19 protein-coding genes are annotated in these 20,163 nt (G+C 60.1%); 6 read left to right on the plus strand and 13 right to left on the minus strand.

Annotated elements, in window-relative coordinates; genetic code table 11:
* Window positions 1–593 precede the first annotated feature (593 nt).
* From araD to ulaG, 12 genes are all read right to left on the minus strand, one after another.
* Window positions 594–1,289, minus strand: coding sequence for an L-ribulose-5-phosphate 4-epimerase (araD, locus tag ACO54Z_RS05180; RefSeq protein WP_485996060.1), 696 nt, complete (start codon window positions 1,287–1,289; stop codon window positions 594–596).
* The gene (locus ACO54Z_RS05185) at window positions 1,283–2,143 is read right to left on the minus strand and encodes an L-ribulose-5-phosphate 3-epimerase (RefSeq protein ID WP_485996061.1); all 861 of its coding nucleotides are present in this window, start codon (window positions 2,141–2,143) and stop codon (window positions 1,283–1,285) included. The genes araD and ACO54Z_RS05185 overlap by 7 nt, the downstream gene beginning before the upstream one ends.
* 3 nt (window positions 2,144–2,146) lie before the next feature.
* Window positions 2,147–2,797 carry a 3-keto-L-gulonate-6-phosphate decarboxylase UlaD gene (ulaD, locus tag ACO54Z_RS05190; RefSeq protein ID WP_298079928.1) on the minus strand — a complete coding sequence of 217 codons (651 nt, stop codon included), beginning with the start codon at window positions 2,795–2,797 and terminating at the stop codon, window positions 2,147–2,149.
* Window positions 2,798–2,817: 20 nt separating this feature from the next.
* Window positions 2,818–4,296 carry an FGGY-family carbohydrate kinase gene (locus ACO54Z_RS05195; protein ID WP_485996062.1) on the minus strand — a complete coding sequence of 493 codons (1,479 nt, stop codon included), beginning with the start codon at window positions 4,294–4,296 and terminating at the stop codon, window positions 2,818–2,820.
* Between the two features lie 313 nt (window positions 4,297–4,609).
* Complete coding sequence (locus tag ACO54Z_RS05200; protein ID WP_485996063.1) at window positions 4,610–5,596, minus strand: TRAP transporter substrate-binding protein; 987 nt, start codon at window positions 5,594–5,596, stop codon at window positions 4,610–4,612.
* Between the two features lie 31 nt (window positions 5,597–5,627).
* Window positions 5,628–6,908, minus strand: coding sequence for a TRAP transporter large permease subunit (locus ACO54Z_RS05205; RefSeq protein WP_485996064.1), 1,281 nt, complete (start codon window positions 6,906–6,908; stop codon window positions 5,628–5,630).
* A complete protein-coding gene (locus ACO54Z_RS05210; RefSeq protein ID WP_485996065.1) occupies window positions 6,905–7,384 on the minus strand; it encodes a TRAP transporter small permease subunit in 480 nt (159 codons plus the stop codon). Before ACO54Z_RS05210 ends, ACO54Z_RS05205 begins: the two co-directional genes overlap by 4 nt.
* A gap of 12 nt (window positions 7,385–7,396) precedes the next feature.
* On the minus strand, window positions 7,397–8,395 hold the full coding sequence (gene yiaK / locus ACO54Z_RS05215; protein WP_485996066.1) for a 3-dehydro-L-gulonate 2-dehydrogenase: 999 nt from the start codon (window positions 8,393–8,395) through the stop codon (window positions 7,397–7,399).
* A gap of 389 nt (window positions 8,396–8,784) precedes the next feature.
* Entirely contained in the window at window positions 8,785–9,072 is a 288-nt protein-coding gene (locus ACO54Z_RS05220) for a PTS sugar transporter subunit IIB (RefSeq protein ID WP_298079922.1), read from the minus strand.
* Window positions 9,073–9,342: 270 nt separating this feature from the next.
* Window positions 9,343–10,902: a PTS ascorbate transporter subunit IIC gene (ulaA, locus tag ACO54Z_RS05225; RefSeq protein ID WP_485996067.1), complete on the minus strand. Its 1,560-nt coding sequence runs from the start codon at window positions 10,900–10,902 to the stop codon at window positions 9,343–9,345.
* 8 nt (window positions 10,903–10,910) lie between these two features.
* Window positions 10,911–11,369, minus strand: a complete 459-nt coding sequence (locus ACO54Z_RS05230) for a PTS sugar transporter subunit IIA (protein WP_485996068.1) — start codon at window positions 11,367–11,369, stop codon at window positions 10,911–10,913.
* A 9-nt stretch (window positions 11,370–11,378) separates the two neighbouring features.
* Window positions 11,379–12,470, minus strand: coding sequence for an L-ascorbate 6-phosphate lactonase (gene ulaG, locus ACO54Z_RS05235; RefSeq protein ID WP_298079919.1), 1,092 nt, complete (start codon window positions 12,468–12,470; stop codon window positions 11,379–11,381).
* Between the two features lie 259 nt (window positions 12,471–12,729).
* On the opposite strand from ulaG, the gene ACO54Z_RS05240 reads away from it, so the two are divergent.
* The 6 genes from ACO54Z_RS05240 to secF all read left to right on the plus strand — a co-directional run bounded on the left by ACO54Z_RS05240 (window position 12,730) and on the right by secF (window position 19,125).
* Window positions 12,730–13,497, plus strand: coding sequence for a DeoR/GlpR family DNA-binding transcription regulator (locus tag ACO54Z_RS05240; protein ID WP_485996069.1), 768 nt, complete (start codon window positions 12,730–12,732; stop codon window positions 13,495–13,497).
* A 167-nt stretch (window positions 13,498–13,664) separates the two neighbouring features.
* Window positions 13,665–14,645, plus strand: a complete 981-nt coding sequence (locus ACO54Z_RS05245; RefSeq protein ID WP_485996070.1) for a peptidoglycan-binding domain-containing protein — start codon at window positions 13,665–13,667, stop codon at window positions 14,643–14,645.
* Between the two features lie 48 nt (window positions 14,646–14,693).
* Window positions 14,694–15,803, plus strand: a complete 1,110-nt coding sequence (tgt, locus tag ACO54Z_RS05250; protein ID WP_485996071.1) for a tRNA guanosine(34) transglycosylase Tgt — start codon at window positions 14,694–14,696, stop codon at window positions 15,801–15,803.
* A 42-nt stretch (window positions 15,804–15,845) separates the two neighbouring features.
* Window positions 15,846–16,271, plus strand: coding sequence for a preprotein translocase subunit YajC (gene yajC, locus ACO54Z_RS05255; protein ID WP_485996072.1), 426 nt, complete (start codon window positions 15,846–15,848; stop codon window positions 16,269–16,271).
* A 66-nt stretch (window positions 16,272–16,337) separates the two neighbouring features.
* Window positions 16,338–18,194, plus strand: coding sequence for a protein translocase subunit SecD (gene secD, locus ACO54Z_RS05260; RefSeq protein WP_485996073.1), 1,857 nt, complete (start codon window positions 16,338–16,340; stop codon window positions 18,192–18,194).
* A gap of 10 nt (window positions 18,195–18,204) precedes the next feature.
* On the plus strand, window positions 18,205–19,125 hold the full coding sequence (gene secF, locus ACO54Z_RS05265) for a protein translocase subunit SecF (protein ID WP_485996074.1): 921 nt from the start codon (window positions 18,205–18,207) through the stop codon (window positions 19,123–19,125).
* A 54-nt stretch (window positions 19,126–19,179) separates the two neighbouring features.
* On the opposite strand, the gene ACO54Z_RS05270 is transcribed toward secF, so the two are convergent.
* The gene (locus ACO54Z_RS05270) at window positions 19,180–19,809 is read right to left on the minus strand and encodes an iron chelate uptake ABC transporter family permease subunit (protein ID WP_485996075.1); all 630 of its coding nucleotides are present in this window, start codon (window positions 19,807–19,809) and stop codon (window positions 19,180–19,182) included.
* Window positions 19,810–20,163 lie beyond the last annotated feature (354 nt).

The raw sequence follows: 20,163 nt of genomic DNA on the forward strand, positions 1-20,163 counted from the left end.
AAACGCGCCAAACCACGTTTACATACACACTAGGGGCTGTTTACAATTGGCCATAACATGATGATTTCATTAGCAGGTTTGGTTAAGGCCTGTTTACCATTCAGCCGTAAACACGCCCAAGCCAATGCGGTTGCGTGGCGACGATTTTGCGAGCTACATCATTAGTTTGTAGGGTGTGTGCCGCAGGCACGCACGCGTTTGCCGATGTCAAATTCCCGCGTGCGTGTCGGCTACGCCGCCACACACCCTACGCACGGAACCCGCCCGCTGCGGGCTTCGCCCTGCGAAGGAGGGAGGCCTAAATTGTAAACAGCCCTTAACCCAACCTACGAACTATCGTCTTGTGCTGCCTCATAATTTTAGCGATAGGGTGCGCCTTGGCGCACCGTTAAAAGAATTTCTTGTTTGTTCAGATGGACGGCGCGCTGAAGCGCAGCCTGTCTCTTTACGGTGGGGCAAGCCCCACCCTACTTTCTTTGATTCCAAAATATAGCCATCCACCGTATGAGGCTTTCGGTGGATGGCTACAAATCAAAGGATAGTTCAACGAAAAAGCGCCGTTGTGGCGCTTTTTTAGTGGGCGAAACCCCGGTTTATTGGCCGTAGTAGGCGTTCTTGCCGTGTTTGCGCAGGTAGTGTTTGTCCAGCAGCTCTTGCTGCATCGGCGGGATGCGCGGGTTGAGCTGGCAGGTAAAGAGGTTCATGTAGGCGACTTCTTCGAGGACGACGGCGTTGTGTACCGCGTTGTGCGGGTCTTTGCCCCAGGCAAACGGGCCGTGCGAGTGGACAAGTACGGCGGGAACGGCTTTCGGGTCAATGCCGCGTTTGGCAAAGGTTTCGACGATGACTTTGCCGGTTTCGAGTTCGTACTCGCCCGCGATTTCTTCTGGCGTCATGCGGCGGGTGGCGGGGATGGCGCCGTAGAAGTAGTCGCCGTGGGTGGTGCCGAGCGCGGGCAGGTCGCTGCCCGCCTGCGACCAGATGGTGGCGTGGCGCGAGTGGGTGTGGACGATGCCGCCGATGTCCGCGAAGCGGCGGTAGAGTTCGAGATGGGTCGGGGTGTCGGAGGAGGGTTTTTTGTTGCCTTCAACGGTTTTGCCGCTGGCCAAATCGACCACGACCATGTCGGCGGCGGTCATGACATCGTATTCGACGCCGGAGGGTTTGATGACGATGAGGCCGCGTTCGCGGTCGATGCCGCTGACGTTGCCCCAGGTGAAGGTGACGAGGCCGTAGCGCGGCAGGTCGAGGTTGGCGGCAAGGACTTCGTCTTTCAGGGTTTCTAGCATGGGAATCCTCCTTTTTGCATTTGTTCTTCCATCCAGCGGCGGGCGTGGATGATTTCGGCGACAGGCTCAGCGGCTTTTTCCGTCCACATTTCGATGAGGAAGGCGCCGCGGTAGTTCAAGCGGGCGAGGGTCTCAAAGACTTTGACGAAATCGACGCAGCCGTCGCCGAAGGGGACGTCGCGGAACTGGCCTTTGCTGGTCGCGGTGACGGGGTAGGTGTCTTTCAGGTGGATGGCGGCGATGCGGTCGATGCCGCGCGCGAGCTCTGCCGGGACGTCGTTGCCCCAGGCGCTCAGATTGCCGACGTCGGGATAGACGGTGAACCACGGCGAGGCGACAAGTTCGTCCCATTGTTTCCAGCGGCTGATGCTGTTCATGAAGGCGGTGTCCATGATTTCCACCGCGAGCATGACGCCGTTGCTGGCAGCGAGCGCGGTCGCCCATTGCATTCCTTCGCTGAAGCGTTCGATGGTGCCGTCGTCCTGCGCTTCGTAATAGACGTCGTAGCCGGCGAGCTGGATGGTGCGGATGCCGCAGTCCACCGCGAGCCGGATGGCTTTTTCCATGACGCGGCGGGCTTCGTCGCGGATGGCGGGGTCGTGGCTGCCGAAGGGGTAGCGGCGGTGGCCGGAGAGGCACATCGAGGGGACGGTGATGCCGGTGTCGAGGCAGGCGCGGACGAGGTCGAGGCGTTCTGCCTTGCTCCAGTCGAGGCGGGCGAGGCGGGCGTCGGTTTCGTCAATGGAGATTTCAACGAAGTCGTAGCCGCAGGCTTTGGCGAGCGCCAGCCGCTCTGCCCAGCTTAAGTTGCCGGGCAGGGCTTTTTCGTAGATGCCGAGTTTGTGCTGGCGCATGGTTTAGCCCCAGTAACGGGCGAAGGCTTCGTGGAAGGCTTTGGCGGTCGCGGGCCCGGTTTGCGGGTTGGCGAGTGCGCGCCCGGCGATGAAGCATTTAGCGTTGATGTCTTTGAAGATACCGACTTCTTCGGGGACGATGCCGCCGGTGATGGAGAGTTCCAGACCGAGGTCAGAAAGGGCGCGCAACAGTTGCAGGTCTTTTTCGCCCCAGGTTTGGCCGCTCGCCTGCGCGTCGCGGCTGCGGTGGTAGATGGCCTGTTTGACGCCCATTTTGACCCAGGCTTTGGCGTCGTCCAGCGTCCAGTTGCCGAACAGCTCAATTTGCACTTCTTTGCCACGGGCGACGGCGACTTCGTGCGCTTTTTCGATGGTGGCGAGCGAGGCGGCGCACATCACGGTGAACCAGTCGGCGCCGGCGGTGAAGGCGATGTCGGCCAGCGTTGAGCCGGCGTCGGCGGTTTTGTAGTCGGCGACGATGATGTGCTTGGGGTAGCGCTGGCGCAGGGTTTCGACGGCGGTTTTGCCTTCGCTGAGGCAGAGGATGGTGCCTGCTTCGATGATGTCCACGTGCGGCGCGGCGACGGCGGCGACTTCGAGCGCCTCGGCGAGGCTGGTTTGGTCGAGGGCGATTTGTAACAGCGGTTTGCTCATGGTTGGCTCCTTTCGGGGGTTTAGGGGTGAAGGGTGTCGTTGAAGGCGCGCAGTTGCGCTATCAGCTCGCGGTAATGGCGGTATTTGGTGGCGTAGGCGTCGGCCAGCGCGGGATTGGGGCGGTAGCTGTCCAGCGGCGGTTTGAGCGCGGCGCAGGCGGCGGGGCAGTCGGGATAGGCGCCGGTGCCGACCATCGCCACCAGCGCGGCGCCGAGGCAGCCGGTTTCTGCGATGCGCGGCGTTTCGACGGTATTGCCGCTGATGTCTGCCAGCATTTGCATCCATACCGCCGATTTGGCGGGGCCGCCGGTGACGCGCAGCACGCGCGCCGCCGGGAAGCGTTGCCGCATCCGCTCCAGGTGGTGCATCAGGCTGTAGATGACGCCTTCGTACACCGCCTGGTAGATATGGGCGCGGCCGTGGAAGGATTGCAGGCCGTACAGTCCCGCCTGCATTCCCAGTCCGGCGTTGCTGCCGTAGAGGAAGGGGACGAAATAGACGCTGCTGGCGGCGGGCGGCAGGGCGGCGATGCTGTCGTTGATGGCGCGGTAGTCGTGTTCGCCAAGGAGGGCGGTGATCCATTCGAGGTTTGCCGCCGAGGTCGGGCTGGCTTCATGCACGATGTACTGGCCGGGCGTGGCCGATTTGCCATAGACGAAGGGGATGGTTTGGCTGTCGTCGATGTGGTCGGTGAAGCCTGTTACCACCGACCAGGTGCCGAGGACGACGTTGAGCATGGTTTCGTCGTGCAGTCCGGCGCAGAGCGCGGTGGAGACGACGTCAAAGAGGCCGCCGACGACGGGGGTTCCCGCGCGCAGGCCGGTTGCTGCCGCCGCTTGCGCGCTGATGTGTCCGGCGATGGCGCTCGCGCCGACGATGGGCGGCAGGGTGGGGACGATTTCGGCGATGCCGAGGGTGTCGGCGAGTGCGGGCTGGTAGCGCCCTTCGCCGAAGTGGTAGAGGTTGGATTCGGAGATGTTGGTTTCTTCGCAGGCAATGGCGCCAGTCAGGCGGTAGCGCAGGTAGTCGTGCGACATGAGGATGCTGCCGATGCGCTGGTAGCGCGCAGGCGCCTGTTCTTTCAGCGCGCGCAGGATAGAGACGGGATGCCCCGTCCACAGCGTTTGTCGGGTTTCGGGGTAGAGGCGGGCGGGGATACCTTCCGCCTGCCAGCGTTTGACTACTGGCAGCGCGCGCTGGTCGGAGGAGAGGATGCCGTTGCCAAGCGGCGCGCCGTCGCGGTCAAGGGTAAAGAGGCCTTTGCCCTGGGCGGAGATGCCGATGCCCGCGATGGTCGCCGGGTCGGTCGTGGCGATGGCTTCGCGGATAACGGCAGCGCAGGTTTGCCAGAGGGTTTCCGGGTCGCGTTCCGCCCAGCCCGGTTGCGGGCTGAGCACGGGCAGATTGCGCCGCACCACGGCGATTTCGCTGCCGTCTTCGCGGAACAGCCCCGCCTTGATGAAGGTGCCGCCGCAGTCAATGCCAAGCCAGCAGGTCATGGGCGCTCCTTATGGGTTCTCTTTGGCGCGTGCGTCCACTTGTTGCAGCAGGGCACTGCCGCTGTCGCCGTTTTTGTCGATAAAGCGTTGGCGTATTGGTGCGGCGATGAGGATGTGGTGCTTCATGGGGTTCTCGCGGGTGGGGGGCAGGTGGCGGGGATAACCCGGTTATGCGGGCGGTTACGGGCTTCGCCCTAACCGCCCCTACGTTGGCGGGGGTAATGTGCCAGTGCGAGCAGTCAGGGCTTCGCCTGAGCGCCCCTGCATGGCGCAAAGCGTGGTGGGGCAAGCCCCACCCTACGTTTTTGTGAGGTTATTTTTTCTCTTCGGCGAGTGCGTCCACTTTTTTCAGCAGTTCGTCGCCGTTTTTTTCGATGAAGAATTGGCGTACCGGCTGTTCGATGATGGCGCGGAACGGGGCGGTGTCGATGTCGCGCACGATTTCCAGTCCCGCTTTTTCCATTTCTTCCAGCATTGCCGCTTCTTTTTCGGCGTTAAGCTCGCGCTGGTAGGCGCCCGCTTCTTTCGCCGCATCGAGCAGGATTTGTTGTTGCTCAGCGGGCAGGCTGTCGAATTTGGCCTTGTTCATCACCACCAAGAGCGGGGTGTAGCCGTGGTTGGTCAGGCTCAGGTGTTTTTGTACTTCGTAGAGTTTGACCGAGTAGAGGATGCCGATCGGGTGCTCTTGCGCGTCCACGGTGCGGGTTTCGAGCGCGGTGTAGAGTTCGGAGAGCGGCATCGGTACCGGGTTGGCGCCCAGGAGTTCAAAGGCTTTGACGTACATCGGGTTCTGGTTGGTGCGGATTTTCAGCCCCTTGATGTCGTCCGGGGTTTTCACCGGGTGTTTGGAGTTGGAGACGGCGCGGAAGCCGACTTCCCAGAAGCCCAATCCTTTCAGGCCTTTGTCTTCGAGTTCTTTCATCAGCCCCTGGCCGATGTCGCCGTCCAAGACGCGGTAGGCGTGCGCCTTGTCGCGGAAGATGAAGGGGATGTCGATGATGTTGAGGTTGGAGGCGAGGCCGGTGAAGTTGGGCGAGCCGGACATTTCGATGTCAATCGAGCCGCCGCGCACGCCGCTAATCATCGCCTGCGCGTTGCCGAGGGTGCTGTCGGGAAAGAGCGAGATTTTCAGCTCGCCACCGCTTTTTTCTTTGACGATGTCGGCGAATTTTTTCGCGGCGATGTGTTGGGTGTCGCTGCGCGGCGCTTCGTAGCCGAAGCGGAGGCTGGTGGCGGCGTGGGCGAGGCCAACGCCTAAGGCGGCAGCGGCGATGAGGGCGGAGAGCAGTTTGTTTTTCATGGGGTTTGCCTTGTTGTGTTGAGGGATGGGGTCAGCTCATGATGAAGCGGTAGGGCGCAATCACCAGTTGCGGGAAGATGAGGAAGAGGATGAGCAGGAGCAGCAGCATTCCGACGTAGGGCAGCATTCCGCGCGCGGCGCGGTCAAACGGCAATTTGGTGACGCCGGTGATGACGTTGAGCACGTTGCCGACCGGCGGGGTGATGAGGCCGATGGAGGTGTTCAGGATAAACATCACGCCGAAGTACACCGGGTCAATGCCCGCTTCTTGCACCAGCGGCATCAGCACCGGGGTGAGGATGAGCACGGTCGGCGTCAGATCCATCACCATGCCGATGATGAAGACGGCAATCATGATGACGGCGAGCAGGAGGCGCGGCGAATCCAGCAGCGGCTCAAGCAGTTCGGTAATCATCTGCGGCAGTTCGGCGATGGTAATGAGGTAGCCGGAGATGCCTGCGGCGGCGACCAGCATCATTACTACGGCGGTGGTTTTGGCGCTCGCCAGCAGGATGTCGTAGAGCTGCGGCAGTTTGAGCTCGCGGTAGATGATGGTGGAGACGAAGAGCGCGTAGAACGCCGCCACCGCGCCCGCCTCGGTCGGGGTGAAGACGCCGAGGCGGAAGCCGCCGATGATGATGACCGGCAACAGCAGCGCCCAGATGCCGTTTTTGAAGGAGGCGGCGAGTTCGCGGCGGCTCGCCTTGGGGAAGGTGTGGATGTCAAGGTGTTTGGCCTGCCAGCCCCAGAGCAGGGCGAGGAAGACGCCCATCATGACGCCGGGGATGATGCCCGCCATGAACAGTTTGGTGATGGAGACGCCGCTGGTCACGCCAAAGATGATGAAGGGGATGGACGGCGGGATGATGGGAGCGATGATGCCCGCCGCACCAATCAGCCCGGCGGAGCGTTCTTCCGGGTAGCCGGTGGTTTTCATCATCGGGATGAGCATGGCGGCGACGGCGGCGGTGTCGGCGACCGCCGAGCCGGAGAGGCTCGCCATGATCATCGCCGCCATGATGGCGACGTAGCCGAGGCCGCCGCGTTTGTGGCCGACCAGTTTCATCGGCAGGTCCACGATGCGGCGCGACAGTCCGCCCGCGTTCATGATTTCCCCGGCAAGGATGAAGAAGGGGATGGCCATCAGCGAGAAGCTGTCGGCGCCGCTGATGAGGTTTTCGGCGAGGATTTGGGTGTTGAACTCGCCGAGGTGCAGCATCATCGCGATGCCGCAGAGGATGAGGGCGAAGGCGACCGGGATGCCCGCGAGGATGGCGGCGAGGAGGACAACGAGGAAGGTGGCGATAATCATGCGATGTGCCCCCGGAGAATGGCGGAGGTTTTGACGCCGATGCGCACCAGCAGCAGGATTTGCAGCAGGCCGCTCATGATGGCGGCGGCGAGGAAGTTCATGCCAGTGGGGATGCCGGTGATGGGCGAGAGGTTACTCATGTTCTGCGCGGTCAGTTTGCAGCAGCCGAGGAAGAGCAGCAGGCAGCAGGCGAGGAGGATGATGTCGGTCGCGACCGTCCACCACGCGCGCAGTTTCACCGGCAGTTTGGCGACGAGGAATTGGACGGAGACGTGTTCGTCGCCGTTGAAGGCGAGTACCGCGCCCATGAAGGTCAGCCAGACGAACATATAGCGCGAGGCTTCTTCGGTGAAGGTCAGGCCGGAGTTCAGGGTGTAGCGCAGGATGACGTTGAGGAAGATGAGGAAGCTCATCAGCGCCAGATTGAAGACGACGAAGATTTCCAGCAGTTTGTTGATGTTGGCGAGCGCTTTCATGGCAGGCTCCGCTTACAGCGCCAGGATTTTTTGCCAGACGCTGTCATCGACCGGAATGCCGTTTTTGCGGTGTTCGGCGATGGTTTTTTCGAGGTTGTGGCCGGGCAGACGTACCGGCACGCCTTCCTGCGACGGCGTGGCCGAGAGGACGTAGTCGGTGATGCGGCGCAGTTTTTCGTCGCGCGTCTTGCCGTCAATAAGGCGATCCACTTCGATGGCGATGAAGACTTGCGAAACGCGGTATTCGTCGTCCAAATCCTCGCTCACTTCGGCAACCGACAACCCTCCGGAGAGCAGGGTGGCGACCATGTCCAGCACGATGGAGAGGCCGGAGCCTTTCCAGTAGCCCATCGGCAGCAGGCGGCGGTTTTTCTCGACGGTGGCGGGGTCGCGGGTGAGGTTGCCGTCGTCATCAAAACCGGCGTCTATCGGCGTCTGTTTGCCCGCCAGCCGCGTAACTTCCAGCTTGCCGTAGGAGAACATCGAACAGGACATATCGACGTAGGTCGGCGGGTTGCCCGGCACGGCAATCACCAGCGGATTGGTGCCGATGCGCGGTTCCTTGCCGCCCCACGGCGGCATCACCGCGAGCGAGTTGGTCCAGCAGATGCCAACGTAGCCCTTTTGTGCCGCTTGCAGACCGTAGCTGCCGCCGCGCATCCAGTGGTTGGCGTTTTTCAGGGCGACCACGCCGATGCCGTGTGTATCGGCAAGGGCGATGGCGCGGTCCATCATTTTCACCGCGGTGAGGTTACCAATCGCCTGATGCGCGTCCCATTGCTCTATCGCGCCCAGCGACAGCACTTTTTCCGGCTCGGCTTCGGGGTGGATATGCCCCTGGTCAAGCTGGTAGATGAAGCGGGGAAAGCGGTTGACGCCGTGCGAGTAAATGCCGGAGAGGGTGGTATCGGCAAAGAGGGTGGCGACCGCCTCGGCGGTGTCCTCCCGGAGTTTGCGCGCGAGCAGCACGCGCTTGAATTCGGCCTTGAGTGCGTCGTAGGTGAGTTGCATGGCGGGATTCCTCTGCGGTTTATGAACGGAAAGCGGGCATTATAGGAATGGTGTGAGGACAGAACAACGGCGGCTGTGGTTTTTTGTGTTTTTGTGTGAATTTGAAAAGAAACGTGGCGTGCGACGGTGCCTGTTTCAACATCCAAGCCGTGTCGCCTGAACCGGAAAGCCCCCTCCCCTGCAGGGTGCGCCAGCACCCGCAGCGGGGGAGGGGGTAGCGATACAGCTCGTAAATTGCTGTTCCGCTTTTTGGCGGCCGCTGCGCGGCGCTTCACACCCCCTCCCCGGACACCCGCGAAAATGCAGTCGCATTTTTCGCGGGAAGTCCGCCCCTCCCCGCTTCGCAGGGGAGGGGGATTTCTGTTTTGCCAACAGACTCCAGATACGAATCAGACCAGCCCGGCTTCCTGCATCCGGGTTTTGGCTTCATCAACGGAGAGGATGTTCTTCATGCCGATGACGGTCACGCCTGCGGCGGCGGCATCCTTGAACATATCGACGAAGTTGGCCGAGCAGAAGACGACGTCAAACTGTTTCGCCGAGGATTTGCCTTCGGAAATCGAGCAGTGGTGGATTTTTTCCACGTTGACGTTGAGGTCTTTCAGCGCCTGCTGCACTTTCATTTTCATCATCAGGCTGGTGCCGGCGCCGTTGGCGCATGAGACGAGGACTTTCATGGTTTGCTCCTGTTGTCAGTGAATCGGTTGGGGTTGCCCGCCCCGCGCGGGGGCTGCCCTTAGGGTGTGTTTACAATTCGGCGGATAAGCCCCTCTCCCTCTGAGACTGGGACAGCTCGCGCAGCGAGAGAGGGGTTGGGGTGAGGGCAGTAAACGACTGAAAAACTGGAATTTCAGCGCGTCAATAATATCGCTCACCCCCTCCCCGACCCTCCCCCGCTGCGGGCTTCGCCCTGCAGGGGAGGGAGATTTTTCAATTATAAACAGCCGTTAGTGGCTTTCCGGGAATTTGGCCTTGTAGGCTTCGTAGTCTTCCGTCATCAGGAAGTAGCCTTCGCGGTTGCAGCGGTACTGGATTTGCGGGATGGCAATCAGCACGAGGATGACGATGGCGAAGCCGATGTAGTGCAGGTTCTTCATGAGGAAGGTGAATCCCGGCCAGAGAATTGCCCAGTCCCACATGCCGAGGTAGCCGCCTTCGAGGCCGACATTCATGCCGTTGTAGGCGTAGATGGCATAGCTGACGACAAAGGCGGTGCCGAAGACCTGCATCAGGCCGGAGAAAAACGGCATGATGAGCGCTGCCTTGTAGCCGCCGTGGCGGTTGGCGTAGAGGCCGATGGTGGCGTTATCGAAGAACATCGGGATAAATCCGGCGATGATGACGGTCGGGCTGTTCATCGCCAGGAGGACACCGAGAGCAAGGAACTGGCCGAGCGCACCGAACATGAAGCCGAGGGTGATGGCGTTCTGCGAGCCAAAGCCGTAAGTGGCGGCGCAGTCAATCGCCGGTACCGCGCCGGGCAGCCAGCGGCCGGAAATACCGTGGAAGGATTCGGTCAGCTCGGCGACGAAGGTGCGTACCCCCAGTTGCAGGATGGAGAGGTAAACGGTGAATTTCATCGCCGTCAGCAGGATGTAGGTGAAGAATGGCGTACCTTCCTTGTAGTCAAAGACGAGGCCGGCGGCAAGCAGTCCCAAATACTCTTTTTGCTCCATGTTTTTGGAGAGATATTGGGAGCTGTGCTCCAGCACGAACTGCTGACCGAGGGCGGCAAGGATGACGCCAAAGAAGAAGGTCATGAGGATGGTGGTGGCGACCATGTTCTCGTTGAAGATGGAGAGCCAGCCCGGCAGCTTGATGTCTTCCAGTTTCTTCGTTTCCTGTCCCGGCTTGGGTTTGAAGAAGATTTCGGAAAGTTTGCTGAAGAGCGCCACGCCAAACATTTGCTGGTGGCCGATGCAGAAACCGGCACCATCAGTGAGGCGTTGCGACGGGGCGATGGTCAGGTTGGAGCCGACCGCCCAGTAGAGACCAAGCGCCAGCGACATCATCAGCAGCAGTCCGGTGTCGCCCAGTTCGGGGAAGCAGACCAAAAGCAGCCAGAAGGCGGTGGCGGATTGTTGCACCTGAACGTGTCCGGTGGTGAACAGCGCCCGCATTTTGGTAATGCGCTGGAAGCGGACAACGAGAATGTTGAAGACAAAGGCGAGCAGCAGCAGCGTCAAGACGGAGCTGAATGAGCGCTGAATATGACCGAGCGCATCTTCAATCGCCGCCTGCCCGGCGTAGGGATCCATCATGCTGGCGGAAACGTTAAAGCGTTCTTTCAATCCGCCGATAATTGGCTTGAAACTGGAAACGAGGCCAGTCGCCCCCGCGGTCAGAATGAGATAACCGACGCTGGCTTTAATAAATCCGGCAAGGGATTCATACCAGGGTTTTTTCAGCAGGATATAGCCGACGAGGACAATCAGGCCGATAAAGAAGGCCGGTTGTTGCAAGACGTTTTTGGAAAAGAATCCCCAAATGGCATAGAAAAATTCCATGTGGCCTCCTAGATACCGTATTTCGCCGCAATGACGCGCAAATCGTCGTGATTCTGCGCCTGCAACAATTCGCCAATCAGCGCGTCATTGTCGAGCATGGTGGCGAGTGCCGACATATTCTCCAGATGCTGTTCGTGATCCTGCGAGGCGAGGGTAAAGAACAGGCGCGCGTCTTTTTCGCGGTCATTGGCGTCAAAGGCGACGGTTTCCGCCACTTTCATGAAAGAAATCGCGGTTTTGTGTACGCCCTTGGCATTTTCCTGCGAGTGCGGCATGGCAATGTCCGGCGCAATGACGATATAGGGGCCGTATTTTTCAATGCAGGCGATGATTTCATCGGCGTAACTCGCATCCACGGTACCGTCGGCAACCAGCGGTTTACAGCCGCCATGAATGGCGCTTTGCCAGTCGGGGAAGCGGGTTTCAAAATTGACGTGTCCCGCATCCAGCATTTTGCTCAGTAACATGGTGCCTCCTTAGAGCATGGAGCGGAACTGGATGTTTTGCTCCTGCTCGAAGCAATCATCAAAGCCGCGCGGGTGGTGGTATTCGGTCAAATCCTTGTCGCGCGGATAGACGTATTTGCCGCCCACTTCCCAAATAAAGGGTTTGAATTTGTATTGCAGGCGGTCTTTGCGCATCCGGTACAGGGCGAGAATTTCATCGGTGCTTGCCATGAAATTCGTCCAAATATCGTGATGCACCGGAATGATGACTTTGGTGCGCAATGCTTCCGCCATGCGCAGCAAATCAATAGAAGTCATCTTGTCGGCAATGCCCACCGGGTTTTCGCCGTAATTGTTGAGGGCGACGTCAATGTCGTAATCCTTGCCGTGTTTGGCGAAATAGATGGAATAGTGCGAATCGGCGCCGTGGTAAATGGTGCCGCCCGGCGTTTTGAAGACGTAATTGACCGCCTTGCGCCCCATTTCTTCATCGCTGGGGCAAAGGCCTTTCAGCTCGCCGCCTTGTGCTTCCGCACCTTCGACCGGCAGCGTTACCAAACAGGTGCGGTCGAATGAATCGAGCGCGTGGATTTCCATATCCTTGATTTTGACAACATCGCCCGGTTTGACGGTGACGAGGCGGTCTTCCGGCACGCCCCATTTTTTCCACAGTTCGGTGCAATGCCACGGGCCGATGAATTTGACGTGGTTCAGCTTGGGATTATTGACGATGGCGGCGGCGACATTGACGTCAATGTGGTCGCTATGGAAGTGCGAGGCGAGGATGGCATCGACTTCGTTAATCGCAAACGGGTCCAGCACCATCGGCTGCGCGCGCAGGTTCGGCTGCAATTTGCGCACCCCGGCCATGTTCGCCATCTGGTGGCCGCGCACCATGTCTTTCACTTTCTTCGTGCTTTTGCCGCGGCTGCACCACAAGTCCATGCAGATGTTGGCGTTGCCCGGCGTCTTCAGCCAGATGCCGACGCATCCGAGCCACCACATGGCAAAGTTGCCTGCGGGGACGACCTCCTGCTCGATTTCTTCGTTGAGCCAGGTACCCCATTCGGGGAACGTGCTGAGAATCCAGCTTTCTCTTGTGATTTCACTAACTTTACTCATGGATGAACTCCGGTGGACGTGAAGGGCTGGCAAACGGAAACGGTTTCCGTCCGCACCAGCGTATGGTAACGCCAAAGATGTTCAAAGTGCAATATAAAAAATCCAAAACGGACATAAAAACAGCGACAAGTGCGAATGTTTTGTACGAAACCACCGCTTTTACGCGGTAAGCGGCAGATTTTATGAACTGATTGAATGTTTCGCGCCTCTGGCGCTACAATAACCACACCTCATACATAAACAAGGATGAACGACTCAAATGAAACGCTCGATGGCCTTTGTGGAAGCACGCCGCCAGAAAATCCTGGAAACGCTGGCGGCGAACCCGGAATGCAAGGTGCAGGACTTGGCGGACGCGCAGAACGTCTCCACCCTCACCATCCGCCGCGACCTGGACGCGCTGGCGCGGCGCGGTTTTCTGAAGCGCTTTTACGGCGGGGCGGCGCTGGCCGAAACCGTGCGCCGCGAAAGCCCGCGGCAGGAGCGCTGCAAACACGCCATTGCCGCGCGTGCCGCCGCCTGCATCCACGAAGGCGACACCATTTTCATCAATTCATCCTCCACCGCGCTGCTGACGCTGGATTACGTCAAGGAGCGGCGCATCACCACCATCACCAACAACGGCAAGGCGATACATCTTGACCTTGACCCGCGCATCAAGCTGATTCTCTCCGGCGGCCATGCCCAATTCCCGAAAGAAGCGCTGACCGGCGAGTTCGCGCTGCGCAATCTGGAAAAAGTGACGGCGCAAAAGGCGATTATGGGATTCAGCGGGGTGAGCCTGCAGGCCGGGCTGACCACGTCCAATGTCGATGAAGTCGCCATCAATGAAATGATGCTGCGCCGCGCCACGGAAAAGGTGCTGGTGGTGGTGGAAAGCCGCAAGCTGGGACGCGACAGCACCTTTGTTTCCGGCGAACTGGCGCAAATCAGCCATCTCATCACCGACAGCGATGCCGACCCCGCCTTTGTCGAGGCACTGGACAAGCGTGGCATTCAGGTGACGCTGGTCGAAGTCGCCGACTGACGCAAATGGTCGCATCGCTCCCGCATCGCGCAAATCCCGCATTTTTTTGCAGGAATCGTTTGCCGACCGTCGGCGGGTTGCGCTAAAGTATGTGACGATTTTTGGACGGCTAACTTGTTCAAAACGTCAATTTTTTATGTGAATCCTCGTAACTCAGGAGATTTTGAATGATGAAACGCAAGATTTCTGTGCTGCTGACTTCCGTCGCAATCGCCGCCCTGGCGCAGGCACAAGATGACAACGCCGCCCAAGCGCAGGAAGCGGCCGCCTCTGCCCCCGCCGACAGCGTCGCCCTGACCGTGCCGCAAGTGAAGCCGGGCGAATGCCAGGCGCTGGTCGTGGTTCCGGCCAAGTTCGAGCCGCGCACCGAGCAGGTCGTCATCAAGGATGCCGCCAAATCCTACGAGATTGTTCCCGCCGAATACGAGTGGACGGAAGAGCAGGTCGTGATCAAGCCCGCCAGCAAGAAACTGGAAATCGTCCCCGCCGTCTTTGAAACCGTCGAGGAGCAGATTGAAGTCGAACCGGCGATGACCACGCAGGAAGTCGTGCCGCCGCAATATGCCGAAGTGAAGGAAGAAGTGGTCGCCAAACCGGCGTACATGACCGCGCGCAGCGAAGGCCCGGCGCGTACCTTCTCCTCCGCTGGCGAAGCGCTGCGCATGGTGGAAGTCCCGGCGCAGATGGAAACCATCACCAAGCAAACCGTGCAGGAAGAAGCCCGCCTGAACCCGACCCAGGTCGAAGCCAAGTTTGAAACGGTGAAGAAGCAAAAACTGGTGAGCGAGGAAACCACCCGCGAAATCGAAGTGCCTGCCGAATACAAGACGGTCAAGGTGAAGAAGCTGGTGAAAGAAGCCGAACAGCGCGAGAAGGAAATTCCGGCCGAATATGCGGAAGTGACCAAGTTCGAGAAGGTCGCCGATGCGCAGGTGCGCTGGGAAAGCGTGCTGTGTAATGACACCGTGAACAGCAAGACCATCGAAGCGGTACAAAGCGCGCTGAAGAAGGAAGGCTACAAGGTCAGCGTTGACGGTTCGCTTGGCCCCGGCACGATGAAGGCGCTGGAAGCCTATCAGCGCAAGCACAACCTCGGCGTGGGCGGTGTCACCCGCGAAACGTTGCAGGCCATGGGCATCGAGCAGTAATCCTGCCGCCACGCATCTCAAGGAAGGCGCAAGCCTTCCTTTTTTGTCATGCAATATCAGCTTATTACTCAAGACGGCAGCGCGCGGCGCGGCCGCATTACTTTCCCGAACGGGCAGACGGTGGAAACGCCGGTGTTCATGCCGGTCGGCACCCTCGGCACGGTCAAGGGGCTTTCCCCGGAGGAGCTGGACGCGCTCGGCGCGGAAATCATCCTCGGCAACACCTTCCACCTGATGCTGCGTCCCGGCGAGGACATCGTCGCCGCCCACGGCGGGCTGCACCAGTTCATGCACTGGGACAAGCCAATTCTCACCGATTCCGGCGGCTTTCAGGTGTTCAGCCTCGCCAAAATCCGCAAGCTGAGCGAAGAAGGTGCACGCTTCCGCTCGCCGGTCGATGGTAGCGAGGTGTTCCTCTCGCCGGAGCGCTCGATGCAGGTGCAGCGCGCGCTCAATTCCAACATCGTCATGCAGCTCGATGAATGCACGCCCTACCCGGCGACACATGATGAGGCGGCGAAATCCATGCGCCTGTCGCTGCGCTGGGCGGCACGCTCGAAGGCGGCGCACGCGGACAATCCGAACCATCTCTTTGGCATCGTCCAGGGCGGCGTTTACCCCGATTTGCGGCGCGAATCGGCAGACGGCCTGGTCGCGCTGGATTTGCCCGGTTACGCCATCGGCGGGCTGGCGGTCGGCGAACCGGTTGAGCTGCGCAATGCGACGCTGGAGCACACCCTGCCGCACCTGCCCGCGACCAAGCCGCGTTACCTGATGGGCGTCGGCAAACCGGAAGACATCGTCGAAGGCGTGCGCCGTGGCGTTGATATGTTTGACTGCGTCATGCCGACGCGCAACGCCCGCAACGCCTACCTTTTCACCCGCTTCGGCACGCTCAAGCTGCGCAACAGCCAGTACAAGCGCGACCTGCGTCCGGTGGAAGAGGGTTGTGATTGCTACACCTGCCGCCATTACAGCCGGGCGTATCTGCACCACCTCGACAAATGCAACGAAATGCTCGGCGCGCGCCTGAACACCATCCACAACCTGCGCTACTACATCCGCCTGATACACACCATGCGCGCGGCGATAGAAGCCGGGCAGTTCGCGGGCTTTGCCGCCGATTTTTATGCCATGCGCAACAGCGGCGCTATATAATGCCGCGCTTCCATTAACCCTTAAACTTGAGAGGAAACAACCATGTTTTTCATCCAGGACGCTTACGCCCAACAGGCCGCCCCGCAAGCAGGCGGCGGCATGACCTCCATCATCATGATGGTGCTGCTCTTTGGCGTGATGTGGTTCTTCATGTTCCGCCCGCAGCAAAAGAAAATGAAAGAGCACCAACAGCTGATTACCAACCTGAAAAAAGGCGACGAAGTGATGACCAACGGCGGCATCATGGGACGCATCATCGACCTGGACAACTTCGCCATTGACCTCGAAATTGCGAAAAACACCATCATCCGCATCCAGCGCGGCGTGGTGGTACAAGTCCTGCCGAAAGGCTCGCTCAAGGCGACGCTGGGCAGCAACAAGGCCGCCAACGACGACAAAAACGTCAAACTGGACAAGCCCGCCGAAGACGGCGACAAAGCGGAAGACGACAGCGCCGACAAAGCCTGAACCCGCCCACAGGCTGCCGCAGGGCAGCCTTTTTCACTTACAGCCCCCCGAAACCCGGACACCACCATGAACAAAGCCTTCGCCGGCTGGAAATACGCCCTCATCATCGCCGTCACCCTCTTGGGTGCGCTGCTTGCCCTGCCGAACTGGTACGGCAAAAGCCCGACCGTACAAATGCAATTCGCCTCGCCGGAAGCGGCAACCGCCGCCGCGCAAGAAATCACCAACCAGCTGCGCGACGCCAACATCGCCCCTGAGCGCTGGAAAGTCCAGGGCGAAAACCTCAACCTCTTCTTCCCGCAGACCGACGTGCAAATCCAGGCACGCGACCTGCTCACCAGCAAATACCCGGACAACGCCGTCTCGGTCAACCTCCTGCCGAACACCCCGACTTGGCTGCAAAGCATTGGCCTTGCGCCGATGAACCTCGGCCTTGACCTTCGCGGCGGCATCTCCTTCCTGCTGCAAGTGGACAGCAACGAACTCTTCACCCGCAAATCCGCCGAACTCATTGACCTCGCCACCGCCACCAGCGAAAAAAACAACATCCCGCTGCTCGGCGCCGAAGCCGCGGCCAACGGCGGCGCGCTCATCAGCTATGGCAGCGACGCCGACCGCGAGCGCGCGCTGGACGAACTGCGCAAAGTCCTGCCGCAAAACCTCGAACAAGTAAACCTCGAAGAAAACGGCCAGTACCGCGTCCGCCTGCAATACAGCGAACAAGGCATCAGCGAACTCAAACGCCGCGCCGCCGACCAGAACCGGATGCGCATGGCAAGCCGGGTCAACAGCCTCGGCGTCGCCGAACCCTCCATTCAGGTTGTCGGCGACGACCGCCTGCTCATCCAGCTCCCCGGCATCCAGGACGTTGCCAAAGCCAAAGAAATGCTCGGCTCCACCGCGACGCTGGAGTTCTACATCGTGGACGAACAGGGCGACCTCGCCCAGGCAGTGCGGATGAAACGCGCGCCCTTCGGCAGCAAACTCGCGTACTTTGAAGACGGCAACCCCATCCTCCTCAAACGCAAAGTGGTGATGAGCGGCGAACACATCGTCGATGCCGCCGCCGGCAATGGCCAGCAGGGCATCGCGGTGGACGTCGTCCTCGACTCCGCCGGAGGCGCGCAAATGGCCGAAGTCACCCGCGAAAACCTGAAAAAACCGATGGCGACCATCTACGTCGAATACATCCCCGTTACCAAAAACGACGAAAACGGCAAACCCGTCACCACCGTCGAAAAACGCGAAACCGTGGTCAACTCCGCCACCATCCAGAGCCAGTTCGCCGACCGCTTCCAAATCACCGGCATCACCCCGTACTCGCGCGCACAAAAACTGGCGGCGACCCTGCGCGCCGGCTCGCTCGTCGCCCCGGTGTACATCATCGAAGAACGCACCATCGGCCCGAACGCCGGGAAAAAGAACATCGACCAGGGCATCAACGCCTCGCTGCTCGGCCTCGCCCTCATCATCATCTTCATGCTCGCCTACTACCGCAAACTGGGGCTGTACGCCAACATCGCCCTCGTCGTCAACCTCATCCTGCTGGTGGCGCTGATGTCGCTGTTGGGCGCGACGCTGACCCTGCCCGGCATCGCCGGGATTGTGCTGACGCTGGGCATGGCGGTTGATGCCAACGTCCTCATCTACGAACGCATCCGCGAAGAAGTGCACGAACACATCGAAATCCACCAAGCGGTGCGCATGGGCTTTGCCAACGCGCTCTCCACCATTGTCGATGCCAACATCACCACGCTGATTGTCGCGGTGCTGCTGTTCAGCTTCGGCGCAGGCCCCATCAAAGGCTTTGCCGTCACCCTCTCGCTCGGCATCCTCACCACCATGTTCACCGCCATCTTCGTCACCCGCGCGCTGGTCGAATACTTCACCCTGCGCAAAGCCAACCCGAAGATAAACCTCTGAGAACACCGCCATGCACATCAAACTGCCCTACATCCACTTCATGAAATACAGCCGGGACGGCCTCTGGCTCTCGGCCATCCTCACCATCGCAGCCATCCTGCTCATCACCTTCCGCGGCTTCAACTTCGGCCTCGAATTCACCGGTGGCGCGACCATCGAAATGCAATACGCCCAATCGGCGGACATCAACCACGTGCGCAGCGTCGCCGAAAAAATCGTGCCGGACGCGGGCGTCGTCCAATACGGCTCCTCGCGCGACGTACAAATCCGCTTCGCCGAACAAGAAGGCGCCAACATCGACCAGACCATGAGCGACATGGTCGCCGCACTACAAGCCGACGCGCCGGACGCCAAACTCACCGGACAATCCAAAGTCGGCGGCCAGTACAAAGAAGAACTCGTCAGCAAAGGCCTGCTCGCCATCGGCCTCGCCTGCATCGGCATGATCATCTACCTCGGCCTGCGCTTCGAGTGGAAATTCGCCATCGGTGCGGTACTGGCGCAGCTGCACGACGTCATCATCACCGCCGGCATCTTCTCGCTGATGCACTGGCCGTTTGACCTCAACGTGCTGGCGGCGCTACTCGCCATCCTCGGTTACTCGGTGAACGACACCGTGGTCGTCTATGACCGCATCCGCGAAAACTTCCGCAAACTGCCCGCCGTCACCCCGCGCGACGTCATCGACACCTCCATCAACCAGACGCTGGCACGGACGATGGTGACGAGCTTCACCACCCTGCTCTCGGTCATCGCCCTCGCCCTCTTCGGCGGCACCATCCTCACCGGATTCTCCACCGCGATGATCATCGGCATCGTCTTCGGCACCTACTCCTCCATCTTCGTCGCCAGCGCCATCGTCGATCACATGGGCGTCAAACACGAAGACCTGATGCCGCGCGCACAAAAACCGATTGACGATTTGCCGTAAACCCAAACCCTCACCGGACTGCCCCCTCCCCCTGTGGGGGAGAGCGGGGTGGGGTTACTGGCGGCACGCACGGTGTTTTACAGAAAGCCATTTACATACACCTGAGCGCTCAATGTGTATGTAAACCGGAAACCAAAACCCGTCCGCCGCTGCCCGAATGCCCGCCGGACTGCCCCCTCCCCTGCAGGGCGAAGCCCGCAGCGGGGGAGGGCTGGGGAGGGGCGTCAGCGATTTCACATCAAGGCAGCGTCGTCTGCCAAACATTGCAAGCCGGAACTTGTCCCACTGCCTATCACCACTTACATACACCTGAGCACTCAAAGTGTATGTAAACCGGAAACCAAACCTGCAAACCATCTGCCAACCGCCGCCCGGATACCCACCGGCATTGATGGAAAGCAGCGAGGGCGAGGCGAGCGGATTGCGCGTCATCGTTTGCAGGAGCAGGCCGCTGACCGCCATCACCGCGCCGACCAGGAGCGCGGTCAAAATACGTGGCAGCCGCACCGCCAGCACCACGCGCTGATCGAGCGACAAATCGGCGGCGGAAGGATGGGCGAGCGCGGCAAGCACCGCGCCCACGCCAGAGCCTTTCGGCAAAAAAAGCCAGGCCGCATACAAACAAAGCGCCGCCAGCAAGACGGGCGGCAGCAGCCATTTCAGCCACGCGGGAAAAGATTTCATGCGAGAAGACCGGGTTTGGATGAATGAATAAAAATGGATAACCATGCCGCATCGGCGGTGGCAGGGGTGGGGTTACTGGCGGTGCGCACGGTGTTCTTGCAAGCCCACGTTTACATACATCAAGAGCGCTCAGGTGTATGTAAACAGACGGCGTTTGTGGTAGCCGTCGTAGGGTGGGGCTTGCCCCACCGTGATTGCGCATCAAACAGCGGGGCTTGCGCCGAACTGCCCCCTCCCCCGTGGGGGAGGGCCGGGGTGGGGTTACTGGCGGTGCGTTCGGTGTTTTTGCAAGCCCACGTTTATAGCCATCCACCCTAAATAATATACTCAATAAAAGCCCGCTCCACCGCCTGT

The organism is Cardiobacterium sp., assembly GCF_057314735.1.